The organism is Mucilaginibacter sp. P4_A11, from assembly GCF_056402535.1.
In genome coordinates this window covers 151,632-170,386 of the sequence record NZ_JBFUHE010000010.1, presented here as the reverse complement: position 1 = coordinate 170,386, position 18,755 = coordinate 151,632, and the positions used below count along the sequence as shown (strand labels likewise).

16 protein-coding genes are annotated in these 18,755 nt (G+C 42.0%); 10 read left to right on the top strand and 6 right to left on the bottom strand.

Annotated elements, in window-relative coordinates:
* Positions 1 to 20: 20 nt before the first annotated feature.
* The 4 genes from AC1DUD_RS19770 to AC1DUD_RS19755 are packed head-to-tail and all read left to right on the top strand — an operon-like array spanning position 21 to position 3,821.
* Complete coding sequence (locus AC1DUD_RS19770; protein WP_477377492.1) at positions 21 to 602, top strand: RNA polymerase sigma-70 factor; 582 nt, start codon at positions 21 to 23, stop codon at positions 600 to 602.
* Between the two features lie 4 nt (positions 603 to 606).
* Positions 607 to 1,566, top strand: coding sequence for a FecR family protein (locus AC1DUD_RS19765; RefSeq protein WP_477377490.1), 960 nt, complete (start codon positions 607 to 609; stop codon positions 1,564 to 1,566).
* A gap of 4 nt (positions 1,567 to 1,570) precedes the next feature.
* Entirely contained in the window at positions 1,571 to 3,307 is a 1,737-nt protein-coding gene (locus AC1DUD_RS19760) for a carboxypeptidase-like regulatory domain-containing protein (protein ID WP_477377488.1), read from the top strand.
* Positions 3,308 to 3,350: 43 nt separating this feature from the next.
* Positions 3,351 to 3,821, top strand: a complete 471-nt coding sequence (locus AC1DUD_RS19755) for a RidA family protein (RefSeq protein WP_477377486.1) — start codon at positions 3,351 to 3,353, stop codon at positions 3,819 to 3,821.
* Between the two features lie 58 nt (positions 3,822 to 3,879).
* On the opposite strand, the gene AC1DUD_RS19750 is transcribed toward AC1DUD_RS19755, so the two are convergent.
* Positions 3,880 to 4,332, bottom strand: coding sequence for a c-type cytochrome (locus tag AC1DUD_RS19750; RefSeq protein ID WP_477377484.1), 453 nt, complete (start codon positions 4,330 to 4,332; stop codon positions 3,880 to 3,882).
* Positions 4,333 to 4,334: 2 nt separating this feature from the next.
* Positions 4,335 to 5,630, bottom strand: coding sequence for a PQQ-dependent sugar dehydrogenase (locus tag AC1DUD_RS19745; protein WP_477377482.1), 1,296 nt, complete (start codon positions 5,628 to 5,630; stop codon positions 4,335 to 4,337).
* Between the two features lie 275 nt (positions 5,631 to 5,905).
* Here AC1DUD_RS19745 and AC1DUD_RS19740 point away from each other — a divergent pair, with 275 nt between their 5' ends.
* The 6 genes from AC1DUD_RS19740 (at position 5,906) to AC1DUD_RS19715 (ending at position 14,051) form a co-directional block, all read left to right on the top strand.
* On the top strand, positions 5,906 to 6,772 hold the full coding sequence (locus tag AC1DUD_RS19740) for a hypothetical protein (RefSeq protein ID WP_477377481.1): 867 nt from the start codon (positions 5,906 to 5,908) through the stop codon (positions 6,770 to 6,772).
* A 189-nt stretch (positions 6,773 to 6,961) separates the two neighbouring features.
* Entirely contained in the window at positions 6,962 to 7,975 is a 1,014-nt protein-coding gene (locus tag AC1DUD_RS19735; protein WP_477377479.1) for a LacI family DNA-binding transcriptional regulator, read from the top strand.
* Between the two features lie 39 nt (positions 7,976 to 8,014).
* The gene (locus AC1DUD_RS19730) at positions 8,015 to 9,295 is read left to right on the top strand and encodes a serine hydrolase domain-containing protein (RefSeq protein ID WP_477377477.1); all 1,281 of its coding nucleotides are present in this window, start codon (positions 8,015 to 8,017) and stop codon (positions 9,293 to 9,295) included.
* Between the two features lie 315 nt (positions 9,296 to 9,610).
* Positions 9,611 to 10,954, top strand: a complete 1,344-nt coding sequence (locus AC1DUD_RS19725; RefSeq protein WP_477377475.1) for a hypothetical protein — start codon at positions 9,611 to 9,613, stop codon at positions 10,952 to 10,954.
* The gene (locus AC1DUD_RS19720) at positions 10,954 to 12,165 is read left to right on the top strand and encodes a chymotrypsin family serine protease (RefSeq protein ID WP_477377473.1); all 1,212 of its coding nucleotides are present in this window, start codon (positions 10,954 to 10,956) and stop codon (positions 12,163 to 12,165) included. Before AC1DUD_RS19725 ends, AC1DUD_RS19720 begins: the two co-directional genes overlap by 1 nt.
* A complete protein-coding gene (locus tag AC1DUD_RS19715) occupies positions 12,162 to 14,051 on the top strand; it encodes a hypothetical protein (RefSeq protein ID WP_477377471.1) in 1,890 nt (629 codons plus the stop codon). Before AC1DUD_RS19720 ends, AC1DUD_RS19715 begins: the two co-directional genes overlap by 4 nt.
* A gap of 16 nt (positions 14,052 to 14,067) precedes the next feature.
* Here AC1DUD_RS19715 and AC1DUD_RS19710 read toward each other — a convergent pair whose 3' ends face one another.
* The 4 genes from AC1DUD_RS19710 to AC1DUD_RS19695 form a co-directional block, all read right to left on the bottom strand.
* On the bottom strand, positions 14,068 to 14,757 hold the full coding sequence (locus AC1DUD_RS19710) for an arylesterase (RefSeq protein WP_477377469.1): 690 nt from the start codon (positions 14,755 to 14,757) through the stop codon (positions 14,068 to 14,070).
* A gap of 20 nt (positions 14,758 to 14,777) precedes the next feature.
* Complete coding sequence (locus tag AC1DUD_RS19705) at positions 14,778 to 17,336, bottom strand: ABC transporter permease (protein ID WP_477377467.1); 2,559 nt, start codon at positions 17,334 to 17,336, stop codon at positions 14,778 to 14,780.
* A 4-nt stretch (positions 17,337 to 17,340) separates the two neighbouring features.
* On the bottom strand, positions 17,341 to 18,030 hold the full coding sequence (locus tag AC1DUD_RS19700) for an ABC transporter ATP-binding protein (protein WP_121224841.1): 690 nt from the start codon (positions 18,028 to 18,030) through the stop codon (positions 17,341 to 17,343).
* 105 nt (positions 18,031 to 18,135) lie between these two features.
* Entirely contained in the window at positions 18,136 to 18,735 is a 600-nt protein-coding gene (locus AC1DUD_RS19695) for a GNAT family N-acetyltransferase (RefSeq protein WP_477377465.1), read from the bottom strand.
* Positions 18,736 to 18,755: the final 20 nt, after the last annotated feature.

The following is an 18,755-nucleotide window of genomic DNA, read 5'->3' as shown; positions in this document are numbered from 1 at the left end:
TAACCCAAACTGATCATATTTTGGATTTAAATAGCGAACAACTGATCCCGCTGCTGCTCTCGGGCGATGAAGCCACCTTTGAAAAGGTGTATAAGCACTTCATCAGGCCCCTGCACGTGTATGCCATCTCTATTTTAAGGGACGAAGATACCGCGAAAGGGATGGTACAAAACGTTTTCATGCGATTGTGGGAACGTAAAGAGCGGCTGAATTTCAGCGGATCGATAAAGGCTTACCTGTACGGGGCCGTTTATAACGAATGCCTTAATAACCTCAGGCACCAAAAGGTAAAGGTTAACCACCAGCAACATGTACTGTATATGACGAAGGATAAAGTGGATGAAGGTACGGGCATGGAACTGCTCGACCTGAAAGAGAAATTACAGCAGGCATTGAATGACCTGCCCGAAAAATGCCGTACGGTGTTTCAGATGAGCAGGTTTGAGGATTTGAAATACCAGGAAATTGCCGATGAATTAGGCATCTCCATAAAAACAGTAGAAAATCAGATGGGCAAGGCCCTGAAAACATTACGGCTCAAATTAGTTGATTACCTGCCGTTGATCATTTGGCTTATTAGCAGGGCTTTTAATATTATTTAAGATGATGGAAGATTTATTAACCAAATACATGCTGAATGAAACCACGCCGGTTGAGAATGAAACCATCAACCGCTGGCTCAGCGAAAATGAAGATAACCGCAAGTATTTCGATCACTTTAAACTGATCTGGGATAGCAGCCGCGAGCTTAAGATAGAAAGCAAGCTTGATCCCGATGCCTCATGGGCCGAATTTAAGCAGCTTGCGCAAAACAGGACTGAAGTATCCGCGAAAGTGAGGCCTTTAAACGTTGCAAACCGCTGGCTTAAAATTGCGGCTATATGGCTTGCCATATTAGGAAGCGCAGGGATACTATATGCCGTGCTTAAACCTGGTAAACCGAATATGCTTACGCTGCAAAGCGGCAACATAGTACGCAAGGTTACTTTGGCCGATGGCTCATTGATCACCATGAATAAAAACTCGGTTTTGAATTACCCCGACAGGTTTACTGGTAACACCCGGGAGATCACCCTAAAAGGGGAAGCCTTTTTTGATGTAGCTCATGATAAGTCAAAACCATTTATGATCCATGTGAACGATGTGGTTGTAAAAGTGGTTGGTACATCCTTCAACATCAAAACCACTGGCTCTAATACCGAGGTTATTGTTGAAACCGGCGTAGTGCAGGTAATTCAGCAAGAGATTGTTGTAAAGCTAAAACCGAAAGAAAAGGCATCGGTGCAGGCCGGCCGCGTGCAAAAAGGCAGCAGCCAGGATGAGTTATATAATTATTACCGCACTCAAAAGTTTGTGGCTAATAAAACGCCGCTATGGCGCCTGGTTGATGTACTTAATGAAGCATATAAGGCAAATATTGTGATAGATAACAAAAAGCTGGTTAACAGAACTATTACAACCACATTTAAGGCAGATTCATTAGATAACATCCTGAAAACAATAGCGGAAACGCTTGGTGGCGATGTTAAAGTGATCAAAAAACCTCATCTCATCATAATCAAATAAGTTGATGGAAAAGAAATTAAGCATACTATTTTATATAATGCTGGTATTGGCAGGCTGCCTGCTCATTACCAATGCGCTTGCACAGGATAACCTTAACCGTACTGTAGCGCTTAATGTTAAACAAAAAAAGATAGCCGACATCCTCACTATTATTGGCGAAAAGGGGAAGTTTTATTTTTCATATAGTAATGATGTCATTAAAACTGATAGTGTGGTCAGCATGATATCTTCGGGGCAAACTATCAAAAGCCTGCTCGATGAGCTGTTTCACGGAAAGGTTGACTATAAGGAATCGCCGGGGTATATTATACTCCGGCCTACGCCGTATAGGTTAACCCTTGTACCCGATACCCTGGCAGGTCCTGGTAATGTTTATTACATAAGCGGTTATGTGTATGATGACATCACCGGAAAAAAACTTTACAATGCCAGCGTTTATGAAAAGAACTCGCTGGCATCAACATTGACAGATCAGAATGGCTACTTTCAGCTAAAAATAAAAGCCAATGGCATGATCACGGTTAATGTCAGTAAAGAACTTTATCGGGATACGAGTATCAACCTATTAAATAATGTAAACGTATCCATAAAACCGCGCGAATATTATTACAGCGCTGATGCCGCTAATTCAAAATCAGACAGGAGCTGGCTGGGCAGGATGTTCCTTTCATCAGGTCAAAAAATACAGAACCTTAATTTGGGAGGTTATCTTTCAACGGTTCCGGTACAAGCCTCGCTTATACCAAGTTTGGGGAGCCATGGTATGATGAGCGGGCAAATGGTCAACAATTTTTCGTTCAATCTTTTAGGCGGTTATAATGGTGGGGTTAATGGCGTTGAACTGGGGGGACTATTTAATATCAACAAACAGGATGTTAAATACCTGCAAGCTGCCGGGCTGTTCAATATTGTTGGCGGCAACGTCAAAGGGGTTCAATTGGCTGCTGTAAACAATAACGTTCAGAAAAGTATGGAGGGCTTGCAGGCGGGCGGCATATTTAATATGGTAAAAGATAGTGTTAAGGGCGTGCAGCTTGCCGGGATCTTTAACCATGTAAATGGTAATACCAGCGGTTTCCAGGCAGCAGGTATTTACAATTACACCCGTAAAAACAGCAAAGGTTTCAGCATTGCCGGCATAGCCAACGTTACAGGCAATGAAGCAAGCGGAATGCAGGTAGCCGGAATATTCAATAAGGCTCGTGTAATAAAAGGAGTATCATTTGCATTGGTAAATATTGCAGATACACTTGATGGTTACGGTATAGGTCTCTTGAATATCTCGCGCAATGGCTATGCTAAAATTGAGGTGTATAGCAACGAGATCACCACAACCAATCTCGCTTTCAAATCAGGTAATGCCAAACTGTATTCCATTATATCCGGAGGTGTTAATTTTACCGATAAGCACACCTTTTACAGCTATGGTTTTGGGTTGGGCCACGATTTTATTTTCAATAATAACTTCTCGCTTTCTGCCGAAGGGGCAACGCATTTGTTATTAGCCAAAGGATGGAAAAACCAAAATCAAATAAACCGGATAAGTGCTTTGTTGAATTTCAAGGCCGGTTCAAAAGTGAGCTTCTTTGCCGGGCCATCGTTTAACATTTACACCAATTATGGCGATCACCCCGGAGATAGCGATATTCAGCAAATCATAAAAAATAAGCCAGGTTTGATTGATTGGGGCAACCGTACAAAAGGCTGGATCGGTTGGTCGGCGGGTATTACCATATTGTAAGTTTGCGGCAAGATGTTCAACTTTGCATGATAATAATTACCTTATGAAAAAGCTCCTATACCTCATTGTGTTTTACACTTCTTCGGCATGTTTTGCCCAGGATGCGAATAAAGACGTGACTTTTTTAAACCCAACTACTGTAGGGAGGCCGTTTGGATATTCGCATGCTGTAATTGTTGATCTTGGCAAAAATAACATGGTGATTATCTCGGGCCAGGTTGGTTTGGATAAAGATGGTAAGCTTGCCGGCAACGGCGACCTGACAAGCCAAACCGAACAGGTTTTTACAAATATCAAAAGCATAGTTGAGGCCGCCGGCGGTACTATGAATGACCTGGTGGAACTGAATTATTACCTGACGGATGCATCGCAGGTACAGCTGGTTCGTAGTATCAGGGATAAGTTTGTGAACACAAAGCAACCTCCGGCAAGTACGCTGGTACAGGTGAGCAAACTTTTCAGGGACGATATTTTAATAGAGATAAAAGCGACCGCGATTATCAAAAAGAAGTGATTTATATATTAAGACTTACGAAGTTTCAAAAACTTCGTAAGTCTGGATATGAGCCCAACTACTTTTTATTAGTAGCCCTCGTAGCTTTTACCTGTGCAATAGTAACAGCGCTGGCTTTATTGCCAAAGCTGTTGCGTACAAAGGTCAGCACATCTGCAATTTCCTGATCTTTCATAAAATCATGTGCAGCCATGGTGTTTGAGTAAGTTTCGCCGTTTATCTCAACGTCTTCATCAAAGCCATTAAGCACTATTTTAATAAGCCTGCTTTTATCGCCTAAAACATAACTGGTGTTAACCAATGGCGGGTTCATGTGCGGTACACCCAAACCATTTGCCTGGTGGCAGGCTACACAATATTGGGTAAAAAGTGCTTGTTCCCTGCTTATGGATGCTTTTAAAGCGGCGGCAGGTTTCCTGGCCGCCGCTTTTTTATGTTTTGTTTGTGCCTGTGAGGTAATACTTGTAAATAAGGTTATAAATAATAGCAGAAGGGCTTTTTTAAAGGCCATTGTTATTTTTTATAGGTGATTTTGTAAATGTTTCCTGCCACATCATCAGTAACATAAAGTGAGCCATCGGGGCTTTGCGCTAAACCGCATGGACGGTGAGCTGCAGCACCTGAAGCTGTATTAGCTGTTGAACCCGAAAATCCATCAGCAAAAACTTCCCACTGACCGTCAGGTTTTCCATCTTTAAACGGCTGAAATACCACGAAATAACCTGCCTGTGGTTCAGGTGCACGGTTCCATGAGCCATGGAAAGCAATGAAAGCACCATTTTTATATTTTGCCGGGAACTGGTCGCCGGTATAAAATAATAAACCGTTAGGAGCAAGGTGACCGGGATAAGCAGCAGCCGGATCTATGGCATCTTTTCCGCCTTCAATTTTGCCATCACCACCGTACTCCGGCATCAGCATTTTTTTGTGTTGCTCCTGATCGTAGTACATATAAGGCCAGCCTGCATTATCACCCTTTTTTAGGGCATACATACATTCGGCGGGTAGTATAGCTGATTGTTTGGCTGTAAAATACTGTGGATAAAATTCAAAAAGCTGATCGCGGCCATGTTGCATCACAAAAAGCTGGTTATTTTGCTGGTTCCAGGTAATACCTACAACATTCCGCAGGCCTGTGGCATAGCGTACGCCATCGCCATAGTGCTGGTTTAGCTTATCAGCTTTAAATTGCCAGATGCCGCCTGCCGAATCCAATATGGGGCAACCTTTTTGGCCCGGAGAGCCTTTTTTACGGTCTTCAACCTGGCATGCGTTTGAGTAAGCACCGATGTTAACGTAAAGGTTGCCATCGTTATCAAGTGTTATTGCTTTAGCCTCGTGCTCATGACGGCTGATCAAACCTGTAACTATTTTTTCAGGCTGATCAGGATTGATCACTTCACTTTTATCATTCAGTTTATAACGGAAGACTTCTTCATCTGATGAAGCATACAGGTAGCCATTTTTGATGGACATACCCGTGCCGCTGTAAGCGCCAAAACTGTTTTTAACTGAAGCTTCGCCGCCTTCTTCATGCAGCATTAATATGCCTTTGCTGTTTTTAACGTTGGTGAGCTTTACATAAATATCGCCTTGCGGGGTAATGGCTATGTGGCGGGTTCCCCCAAGTTTTTCGGCAATGATGCTGGCGCTAAAGCCCTCGGGCGTTTTAAGACCTGCGTTTTCTGATGTCGAAGTGCTGTCGGCAGTTTTCTTTGAGTCGTTATTACTTTTACAAGCAGTAAAAAACATAAAGCCCCCTATAGCTACTGCGGGCAGTATGGAGCGTAATAATTTGCGGTTTTTCATGGTAAAGATTAATGGTTATCAAATTAAGTAAATATACCGATAATCCTAAAATCTGTTTTGTAGTATTGAAGTGACACTATCGTTTTTTATTGGAAGTTATCCATTAATAAAATTTGGCAGCAATAGATTGTAAGGAATGTGTTTTGAAATAAAATTTGGTTAAATGTATTATTGGCAGAAGATTGTGTTGATTAACTAATGTTATAACATATAATGCCGTGGTCGGTTAAACCATTGCTGATAGATCCCGTCCTAACTATATAAAATTTACAATCATGAAAAAGTTAGCCATATTATCAGCAATAGCAGCCGGAAGCTTATTTATCAGCAAAGCCAACGCTCAGGTATCTATCCAATTTGGTATCAATACCCCTGCTCACCGTGTTTATGTACCGGCTCCTCCGCCACCAGTGGTTGAAGAACAGCCCGTTTATGATGATAACGATAACGTAAATGTTAGTGACGATGATGACTACTATTATTTACCCGAAGTTGAAGCTTATTACAGCGTAGGAGCAGGATGTTATTATTATAATGATGGCAGTCGCTGGGTAAGCTGTGCTTACCTGCCAGGTGCTTACCGGGATTACAGCTGGCGTACCGGTGTACGTTATGAAGTGAGGGCTGCACGTCCGTTCATGCACCACGATTTTTACAGGCAAAGATGGGGCGGTTACATGGGCGACCGCGGTAACTGGGGCCACCGCTTTGACAGGAGACCGATAAACGGTTATGCTTACCGTCAGGGCTGGGGTGGAGACCGTGGCAGCTGGGGCAGAAGGCCTAATCCATATGATAACCGTGGTAACTGGGGTAATGGCAGAGATAACAGGGATAATCATAACTGGGGCAACGGTAACCGTGACAACCGCGGAGGTTGGGGTAATGGAAATCAGCCTAACAATGGGAATCATGACAACCATGGTGGCTGGGGTAATGGAAATCAGCCTAATAATGGCAATCACAATAATCATGGCGGCTGGGGTAATGGTCAGCAACCCGGTAATGGTGGTCACGATAACCACCGCAATGACAATCATGGCAATGGCCAGCCTGCAAACAACGGCGGTCATGACAGAGGCAATGGCGGCGAACGTTTTACTCAAAATGGAAATCAAGGCAGGGGCATGCGCAGGTTTTAATATTCTAACTCCCTATATATTAACTGAAAGGTCGCCTGTTACGGGCGACCTTTTTTGTTTAATGTGATTATCTTTTCCGAGCTTGTTCTGCAATCGATAAATTAATAAGCGATATAAACCATTTATTATCTACTAAACCTGTTTAGCATTACCTTTTATATTATATATTTGGTTTAAAATACTATACCCTTGAAGAAAAGATTATCTATAGTTGACATTGCCAATAGCCTTAATATATCTAAAACTACGGTGTCTTTTATCCTGAATGGCCGTGCACAGGAAAAGCGAATTAGTGATGAACTCGTAAAACGTGTACTGCAATATGTTAAGGAAGTTGGTTATAAACCAAATTCCTTGGCTAAAAGCTTGCGTACCGGTAAATCAAATATTATTGGCTTATTGGTACAGGATATTTCCAACCATTTTTTTGCCACCATAGCCCGTCGTATTGAAGATTTGGCCTACCAAAGTGGTTATAAGATTATCTATAGTAGCACTGATAACGATACCCAAAAAACTCAGGAACTGATAGCTATGTTTCGCGACAGGCATGTTGACGGCTATATTATTACCCCACCCGATAATATTGAAGAAGATATCAGCGACCTGATCAAGGACGGTTTTCCGGTGGTGCTTTTTGACCGCTACCTGCCTAAAGTGGCAACTGATTATGTTGTGGTTGATAACCTGTTCAGCACTTTTAATGCTACACAATATTTAATAGATAAAGGGCATAAGAATATTGCCTTTATTACCTATAGTTCTATCCAAACTCAAATGATAGAAAGGTGGGAAGGTTATGAAAAAGCTATGCGCCAAAGCAAATTGACGTCTAGTATAACCGAGGTTGATTTTCATACCACCGATCAGGTGCTCCTGATGTTAATGGCGGATTTTCTTGAAATTAACAAAAATGTCGATGCCATACTGTTTGCCAATAATCATTTGGGCAAATGCGGCCTGAAAGCTATCCGTAAGGCCGGCAAAAATGTACCCGGAGATATTGCCGTAATTGCGTTTGATGATTATGAGCTTTTTGAACTGTATACCCCGGCTGTTACGGCTATTGCACAGCCCATTGATGAAATAGCCGATAATGTGATCAAACTGCTGATGGAAAGGCTTAATGCTGCAACTCCCGAAGAAAAAAATCAACACATTACGTTGGCTACCGAATTAATTATCAGGGATTCATCAAACTAAAATAACTATTTTGCATCACCAATAAACCCAATTCGCGTGATGAAAAAAACCTTTACTTTTTTATTATTTGTAGCATTTGTTGCTAATGCCTTTGCACAGGGCACCGTTTTAAAAACTGCCGACCCTGTTTCGGCAAAGTTTTCGCCGGATAGGTTAAAACGGATAGATGCCATGATCGCGCAAAATATCGACTCGGGATATGTAAAGGGTGTTGTTGGTTTCATAGCGCGGGATGGAAAAATAGTTTATAATAAATCATTTGGTCTGGCCGACGAAGAGCAAAAGCGGCTGATGAACACCGATGCTATCTTCCGCATAGCATCACAAACCAAAGCCATCACCAGTGTTGCGGTGATAATGCTTTTTGAAGAAGGGAAGTTTTTATTGGATGATCCGATCTCCAAGTATCTGCCAACGTTCGCCCATCCTACAGTGGTTGACCAGTTTAACGATAAGGATAGCACATATACCACCGTCCCTGCAAAGCGGGAAATAACCATTCGCAATCTGTTAACCCACACTTCGGGAATTGAATATGCACAGATCGGTTCGCCAAAAATGAAGGCTATCTACGCCAAGGCAGGCATCCCGGCAGGGTTTGTAGCCGATAAGATCTTATTGGCTAATGCTATAAACAAACTTGGCAAATTGCCCCTGTTACACCAGCCCGGCGAGCGATGGACGTATGGGATGAATATTGACGTGCTCGGCTATCTTGTAGAAAAGGTATCAGGTAAAAGTCTCGATCAATTTTTCAAAGAGCGGATCTTTACTCCGCTGGGTATGAATGATACTTATTTTTATATCCCGGCGGCAAAGCAAAACCGCCTTGTTGCAGCTTATACTTTTGATAAAGATGGGCATATCACCAATTGGAGCAAATCAACTTTTCCATCATTTGATGTGAATTACCCAAAGGCTAATGGCACTTATTATGCAGGAGGAGCAGGTTTAAGTTCAACCGTAAAAGATTACGCAACGTTTTTGCAAATGATGCTTAATGGCGGTGTTTATAACGGACAACGCTTGTTAGCCCGGCATACTGTCGACATGATGACAACCAACCAAATAGGCGACTTGTACATCAATTCTGATAAAGATAAATTTGGTTTGGGCTTTGGTTTAACCTCACAGAGCAGTTCAACCAAACTGGGTATCAGCGAGGGCTCGTTTGCCTGGGGAGGCTTTTACGGAACGCTTTATTGGGTTGACCCTAAAGAGCACATGGTTTGCCTGTTGTTTGTACAAAACTGGCCTTTTCCGCATAACCAGATTCAGGATAAATTCAGGGCGATGGTATACCAGGCCCTGAACGACTGATTGATACTGATTTTATAAAAAAAAACTTTTTTCGCGCCTCCTATTAACGTTTCAAGGAAATATTATTTGTTACATGGTTATGGTAACAATAATACAAAGTATACTTTATTGATATATAGGAAATTAATTTCCTTGCAGTTTATTTTTGCGTAAAAATACGTGACAACATTACGTTAAATCCGCAATAATAAGCAGTGAAAATACTGAGATTTTTTTTATGAAAAGCGCTGATTTATAGGTAATTTCATGATGTATCCTTTAATGCACCTGTTGTGCTGGAAATAATTTTCAGAAATATCTTTAAACCTTATCGTGATGTTCAATAGCGTAGTATTAGATGTTTTCATCGGATTAATCTTTGTTTATCTTCTGTACAGCTTATTGGCAACTATTTTGCAAGAAATTGTAGCCCGTTGGTTCAATCTCAGAAGCAGGATGCTTCAAATGGCTATGAGGAGAATGTTGGAGGATGATAATAAATATTCGCAATTCTCTTTAGTTAATGCGGTTATAGAAATGTATTACGGAATGGTACGTTTTTTTAACCCACACTATAAATCAAAAAGCGAGCTTACCAAAACCTTTTTTAATTACCCTACAATTAAATACCTCGCTCAAAGCAGTTGGCAAAGTAAGCCCGCCTACCTCGATCCCTCAGGCTTTTCACAAACCTTGATCTACATGCTTCGGGGAGATAACTATAACGGAACCAATCCGCAAATGACTTTTATACAGAAATCGTTATTTGTTGAAAAGAGGATTTTGATAGGTTCTGCGTTTGTAGATATTGATGACGAAACGCTCGCCTTTCTGCAAAAGCTCTTCTACGATTCGGCTAATGATATCGATAAATTTAAGTCGCTGCTTGAAAAATGGTTTAATGATACTATGGATCGCACGTCCGGGTGGTACAAAAAGCAAACACGTGTACTATTGTTCATAATCGGTTTTTTCTTGGCTTATAATTTCAATGTTGATACTATAGCCATTTACAAGCTTTTAGCTAAAGATAAAACAGCAAGGCAAAACCTGGTAACCCTTGCTATAAACAATAAAGACAAGTACGAAGCATTGGTAACTAACATAGATAAAAAAGCGAAAGATAGTTCGATTACAGTTAGTGATAGCGATCTGATTAAAGCAAGAAAAGTAGTTGATGAAGATATAAACCAGGCAAACATGATAGCAGCAATCGGCCGGCGTGATAAAGATAGCTGCAAAGTTTGCGATTCATTGAAACTTAAACTTGGCGAGGCGAAGAAAATATATCAAAACGAAAGCCAGAAGCTGAAACGGTATTTTGTGGCGTTAAACACCAAACCTGGTAAAGTTGATAGCCTTAAATTAACAAAAACCCTTGATTCGATAAACAGAATTGCTCATAACGATAGCCTTCAATTCGAGCAAAAAATAGCTTATTACAACAAAACCTTTACCTGCGCCGGCAACCCTTATCAAAACCCCAAAAACCAGCTTTTGGGTTGGTTAATAACCGCATTGGCGCTATCGCTTGGTTCAACATTTTGGTTTGATTTGTTAAACAGGTTTATCCAGTTGCGTGGTACAGGGCCAAAGCCACAATCCGACGCAAGCAATAGCACTCCCGATCCTTCAGCCGGGGGGAGCCCGGGGCAATCACCAACTAACCGAGTAGGATAATGAAGTTAACAGTAAGCAAATATTTAAACGCGAGGATAGGTAAGCCATCAACCTACGCTGAGTGTATTTTATACCGTGCTCCGGGCTTTGTTATAGATATCGACGATATTGTTGCGGGTACCGAAATTGAAGGGAATGGTGTGTGGTATCACAGTAAAGATGATGGCTACTTTTACTGGAGCGGAGGAATCTCCGAAAATGACTTGGTGTTTCCCGGTAAGGAGTTTTCCGCTTTTAACGATGATGAAAAAATAATCCTTTTAAAATCGGCGAAGAAATATTACTCGACATTATTAAAAGCAAAAGTTACCGGTTTTAAGGGAATAGGAGTAGGCAATAAAAATAATGATCAAACAGCGGGCCTGGCTTTGCTCGTATTTGTAGATGCTAAAGTAGGTGTTAATCAGTTGGGTTTTGTTGTGCCGGATAGCCTGGTGTTTAAAGGTGTAACTGTGCCTGTTGATGTTATAGCAGTAGGAAACCCCGCAACCACGGCGCGAATTGTATACAGGAATAATGAAAACCTGCTGCTGGATAAGGGGAGTAAGATTGGAATGGGTGGTAGTATCTCATACGTGGACGATAATTTTCATGCTGATGAATACGGGTCGCGCACGATGATCGTGGTCAAGGGTACCCCCCAAAAACAATACCTCATGAGTTGTTTTCACGTATTACTACCTAAAATGGTGAATTCGAACAAAGACATTTACTATAACGCTAACAATGTACAGTGCGAAGTTCCTTCGAGCAAACTGAACAGCCATGCTTCTCAAGATATACTAACTGTTTTTGAAGGGCATTACCACGGTGGATATGATTATGCTGTTGCCGAAATAGCAAATATAAATGATTACATGAATGGGGTTGATGGCGTAAAGTTCACCGATTATTACAAACTTAATGAAATAGATAGCTTGCAAAATAAACAAGTTAAAATCTACGGCGCTACATCGTATATCCAAAATGCTACGGTAAGCAATCCACATTGCGATATCGCGATTGATTGCGGAGGTTTTGCGCGTGAATACGTAGGTCTTATAACGACTGAAAAAGTGATACTGGGTGGTGATTCGGGAGGCCCTGTAACTGACACCGCCGGTAAGCTGATTGGTTATGTTGTAGGTGCAACAATTAATGACTTATTCACCTATATATTGCCTGTATATAATATATTTTCTAACCACGGATATTTACTGTTTAAACCATGAAAAAGCTTCTAACTATTTTATTATTAACAGCAGCGTTTAATGTTGTTTTTGCGCAATCTGATTCTCTTACAATCCGATATGCAGAATTGAAAGGTATTAAACAGGTAAAAACAATTGATACAAGTAAAACTAAATATGTAATGCACATACAAGGTATACCAAAAGACACAGTGGATTTATTGTTAAAGAATTCGATCTTTAAACAAAAAAACAATGGTGATCAATCATTAGAAAATTACCTGAAAGGTGTTTTAGGGACAGAAGGGTATGCTGATAGTGTCAGCAGGATTAAATCTTCGTCAAACTTAAATCTCTCCCTTGATAATAAAATAAATAACGGCAACTTATCGGTAGGGGATTCCGTGACTTTGATACTTAGAACTGGAACAACATCAGTTGATAAATCGAAGAGTTTTGTTTTTATAAAAAGAGCCGATAGTAAAGCAGCATCCGATACAGGTAAAGTTAAGGCTGAATCAGATAGGGATAAAGTGCTGGCCGCATTATTACCACGTGACACTGCTTTCACCGGTCCTGCATTTAAATTTATTGATAGAGATATGTTTGACGGGTTAGCCACGTTTGGTTATTCATCCTTAGTGCGCTGTATGAGTGATCAGGACGATAAACGGCTTCCGGGCGAATACATTTGGCTGTATGATATGCAGCGCGGTGATTATTATACATTAAAAAAGATAATTAAAAAATCATCTGCCACCCGTAAAATTAACGGACTTAATTGTGACGGTAAATATGTGGAATACTACAAATGGGTAAAATCAATGTTTTATAGCCCGCCGGTAGGAGCGCAGTTTAAAGTTGAACTCATGAACTATACCAGCAACGATGCGCTTAGTCTAACCCTTTCGTACCGGGATAATTTTTTGGAGGATGAAGGCAAATTTTCGACAATGCTGAACAACGCTGCCAATTTTAAAAAAGATACCACAAAAACTGACACTGCAAAAAAAGGCGGCGCAAAGACAACCAGTTCGGGTGACGATAAATTGGCATTGACAACGGCGGTTAATTTAATTGATTGCAAGAACGATTTGTACTATTACACCAAAAACTTTTATTTCAATTCCGCAACCATCGAAAAACACGCCCGTAATATCCAAGCTATAAATAAACACGTCCATGAGCAATTCGGGATGTCGATGGCCGAAGTGATAAAGCTTTATAAGGGCGATAAAGATGATAAGTTAACGCTGCTTGTTAAATATATTGAACTGTTGTACAATAAGATTTATAGCTATAAAACCACATCGTTTTTGGCCGAAAAACTTAAAAATCATGATTATCTGACAATGACTTTAAAGGACGCCCAGGGTAATGTGAAGAAAACAGAGGAGATCAGGTTAAGTGGCGGGTTTAAAATTGATTTTAGTTCGGGCGTACTCATCACCGGTCTTAAAAACCAAACATTTGCTTTTATGGATACCACTGTGAAATATCGCCGTAGCAGCGATACAACAACATCACTAAAAACACTAAAAGATACAACCGGCCGTATCGCTATAAGGCAAAATAACAGTAAGCAAAAAATTGGGTTCGGAATCCTTATGCACGCCTATCCGAGAATAAGCAGCAATTACAATATCGCAATTACAACAGGCTTATCGGTAAACACGGAAACAGAATTAAATGTATTGTTAGGCGGCAGCGTATTGCTGGGTTCAACCCGTCGCCTGGTACTGTCAGGTGGTGTGATCTGGGGTAAAACGGATCGCCTAAACAGTACGGTTAAACTGGGGCTTAACCGGTCCGATCCTAACAATATATACTCAACTCCTAAGTTTTACACCGATAGCACAGTTCCGGTAATTTCCGATTGGAATCACAGCTGGTTCTTTGGTATTACTTATAACTTTACGTCAAGGTAACTGGTATTTAGAACCTTTAATTTTTTAAGGCACCTTTTAATACTTCCCAAACATTATTAGCTACAATTTTAGCACCCTGAGCGGTAGGGTGGATGCCATCACCCTGGTTGAGAGTTGGTATACCAGCCACGCCCTGCAGCAGGAATGGAACCAGCTCCATTTTATTTTTGGCAGCGAGCGTAGGGAATACGCTTTTGAACTTGTTTGAATAATCTGCACCCATATTTGGCGGTACCTGCATTCCCAGCAAAACAAGTTTGGCATCAGGGTATTTAGCTTTTACTTTATCTACTATGGACTGAAGATTTTTAGCAGTTTCGTTTACCGGGATACCTCGAAGGCCGTCATTGGCGCCAAGTTCCAGTACAAAAACATCTATCTTTTGCTTTAACAGCCAATTGATCCGGCCGTTTCCGCCTGCGGTGGTTTCACCGCTTAGTCCTGCATTTATCACTTTATAAGGCAATTTCAATGAATCAACCCGTTTGCTGATCACGCCAGGAAATGCATCAGCAGGGTCATCAAGACCGTAACCGGCTGTAAGGCTATCGCCAAAAAATAAAACTATTTTTTTTGATGCGGAATCGGTTTTTGCCACTTCGGCTGTAGCCTGCGTTTGATCATTATTGGATGATTTAGCGCCATTGCCGCAGCCCGCAATGGTGAGGGCTGTAAGCAGGATGCCGGTTAGTGTAACTTTGTTCATATAAAATAAATACAATGCGCTTAAGCGTTTGTTCTTAAAATCTCCAGCGGTGGTTTGTTTAGTACTCCACGGCTGTTTAGCAGGCCGATAACAACGGTGAGCAAACTGACTATCAAAAATAACATAAGAGCCGGTAAAACATTAACGCTATATGGTATTTCAAAACTATATTTTGCCAGGAAATAAGTACTTGCAAAGGCAATCAGGATTCCGGTCAATGCCGATAAACTGCCCAAAAACCAATATTCCAGCGCGGTTATAGCGAATATTTGCTTACGGCTGGCCCCGAGAGTACGTAATAAAACACTTTCCTGGATGCGCTGGTATTTGCTGATCCGCACCGAGGCAATCAATACTACGATGCCCGTTATGATACTGAAAGCGCTCATGAAACGGATAACATAGCTTATTTTGCTCAACAACTCATCAACAACGCTCAAAATTAAACCAAGATCAATGATAGAAACATTGGGATAAGCCCTTACTACCAATTGCTGAAAAGCTGCCGATACCTTGTTTGATGGCACATGCGTCATCAATACATGAAATTGCGGTGCATCTTCCAGTACACCTTTAGGGAAAACTACCTGGAAATTGGTTTGCACCTTTCCCCAGTTAACTTTACGGATACTGGCCACATAAGCCGGCATTTGTACGCCTTGTACGTTAAATACTATTTTATCGCCTATTTTGAGGTTCCCGCGTTTGGACAGGTTTTCTTCAACAGACACCGGGATCTCTTTTGAAGGATCAGCCTTGCCGATCCATTTACCATCCAGTAGTTTTTCTGACGCCGTTAACGAATCCCTGAAGGTTACCCGGTATTCCCAGGCAAACACGCCGTGCTGTATTTTGATGGTGCTGTCTTTGGTAACATCAGCAGCGGTTTTGCCGTTAATTTGCTCAATGCGCATGGTCACAATAGGCACCTGCTGCAATACCGGGAGGCCCTGTTGTTTTGTTAATTGCACAACGCCTTTTTCCTGGCTGTTCTGGATATCAAACAGGATCATGTTTGATTGATTGCCGCTGGATGAAAGGTTTACCTGCTGCACCAACAACGTTTGCACAAAATAAAGTGTGCAGATAAACATGGTACTTAGCCCAATGGATACATTGAGGATAATAGTTTGATTATTGGGGCGATATAAATTGGCAAAGCCCTGTCGCCATAAATAACTCCATGAGCCTTTAATAATGGTTTTAGTGATGCGCATCAGTAACCAGGCCGTTGCGGTAAGGATCATGAAAGCGATCAGGATGCCTAACGTAAACAGGATACTGCCAATCACACTGTCCAACTGTAAATAAGTAAAGGCTATCACAAAGATCAGGATCAGCAAATAAACCAGCCAGCGCAAAGGATCACGTCTGCTGCCGGTTTCGTCAAAGGAGATGCGGAGCGTGTTAAGCGGCGAAATGTTTCGTACAGATATTAATGGCAGCAAAGCAAACAGTATAGAGATGATAACACCCAGCAAAATGCCCTGGCCTATAGCCATCCATGATATTTGTACGGAAATGGTAAACGGTAAAAAGTCTTTAAATACCAGCGGTAACAAATGTTGTACAGCCGTACCTAATATTGCCCCGGTGACGGAACCAATGATCCCAATCCCTACTATTTGGATTAGGTAGATTAAAAATGCTTCGGATGATTTAACACCCAGGCAGCGCATAATGGCTATTGATGCTATTTTTTCCTTTACATAAATATGGATAGCACTGGCTACGCCAACGCAACCCAACAGTAAAGCAACAAAGCCTACCAATGATAAAAAGCGGCTCAGATCGCCAAAGGCACGGCCTGTATTGTCCTTTTTTGTTTCGATAGTTTCAAAGCGCATCCCGGCTTTGTCAAGCATCGGGTCGATCTTTTTGCTGAGCTTATCTACATTGACCGACGAATTGAATTTATAGTAAAAGCTGTAATTAACCCGGCTGCCGATTTTTATAAGTCCGGTTTGCTCCAGGTATTGCATGGGGATATAAACCACCGGGGCTATGCTCGCCATAACGCCGCTTTGCCCTGGTGCCTTGTTTAGGATCCCTGCAATCAGGAATTTGAGGTTGCCCACTTTAACCGAGTCTCCTACTTTGGCGTTGAATTGCAGCATCAGGGTTTTATCAACCAACGCCATTTTGCCCTGTTTAAAGTTAAGTCCGGCGGCCTCGGGTGTGGTTTCTAAAGTGCCATAGTAGGGGAAACCTCCCTGCAACGCCCTGATCTGCACCAGTCTTGTGCCCTTGGTGCGCGGAAAATAAAGCATAGATGCAAAGCTCCGTTCCTGCGAGCGCTCATTGCCCAATGAGTCGAGCAGGTGCTTTAATTTATCATCGACGGGTTTATTTCCTGATATAGCCAGATCAGCGCCAATGAGCGTAGCTGCCTGATCGTTTACATCATTTTGTACATTGTATTTGAACGAATAAATAGCCACCAGTGCAGCTATGCCAAATACGATGGCCGAAATGAAAAGGAACAGCCTTGAGCGGTTGCGCCTGCTATCGCGCCAGGCCATGCGGAACAGCCAGGGGATATTTATCTTTCTTTTGAAATCAACAGCGGTATTATCCATTAGCTTATCCGTTAATGGTTTTTTCGTCAGCAATCAGTTTGCCGCCCTTTATCCTGATAATGCGCTGTGTTTTGGCTGCCAGCTCAAGATCATGCGTTACCACAACAAGGGTAGTGCCCGCTTCTTTATTCAGATCGAAGATGAGCTTGATCACTTTATCGCTGGTTTCGGCATCAAGGTTACCGGTGGGTTCATCGGCAAACAGGATCCGGGGTGCATTGGAAAAAGCACGTGCCAGGGATACCCGCTGCTGCTCGCCACCTGAAAGCTGGAGTGGATAGTGATGACCACGTTCTGATAGCCCCACTTTATCTAATAGATCCAGAGCTCTTGCCTTGATGTTTTTTTCGCCCCTGAGCTCAAGCGGTACCATTACATTTTCGAGGGCAGTGAGCGTAGGTAATAGCTGGAAATTCTGGAATATGAAACCTACATGCTGATTGCGCACCTGTGCACGCTGATCTTCGGTAAGCTTGTTGAGGTTGATGCCATTGAGTTCAACAGTGCCTGAAGTGGAGCGGTCGAGCCCGGCGCAGAGGCCGAGCAAAGTAGTTTTCCCACTGCCTGAAGGGCCAACTATGGCATTGGTTGAGCCAACTGCAACTGAAAAGTTTATTTGATCAAGCACCGTAAGCGTACGGCCGGCACTTTGGTATGTTTTACTTAGACTGGAGATATTGAGGATATTGTCCACAGATGTTTTTTTATGGTATAGATACGAAAAAGCCGGGGTTGTTACCAAGCCCGGCCATTGAATGTTCAAGTATTATGCCATCTTTACTTTTAGCTGACATAGGGTTTAAAGCCGTTTTTTCAAATCATCTTTTACTTTATAATCCCACTCGCTTTTTAAAATACTGAGCACTATGGAGTCGCGGCGGGTACCATTGGCAAGCGGCGTATGGCTTCGCAAAACACCTTCAACTATACAGCCAATGCTTTTCATAGCAGCTATGCTTCGCTCGTTTCGGCCATCAGCCCTGAACTCCACACGTTCTATTCCCAGTTGGTCAAAAGCAAACTGAAGCAGTAAAAATTTACAATGTTTGTTAAGTCCGGTGCCCCTGAATTTTTCGCCATACCAGGTATAGCCTAACTGTAAGGTTTGATAGGCAGGCTGAATATCGTAGAAACGGGTACTACCGGCATATTCGCCGTTTGCTTTATCAAAAATTATAAAAGAATATTCTTTGCCTGTAGCACGACCGTTAACGGCTGCCTTAATGTAGGCCCGCATTCCATCCTCACCGGCAGCGCTTGTTAATGAATAATTCCAGGTACCGGGTTCATTAAGCGCGAATGGCAACAGATATTCGAAATCAGTTTCCACTAATGGGCGAAGCAGCACGCGGTCATCTTCTAAGGTATATGCTGTTTCGGGATTGAAAGGAGTGCTCATGATCAAGTGTTATTAGCTGT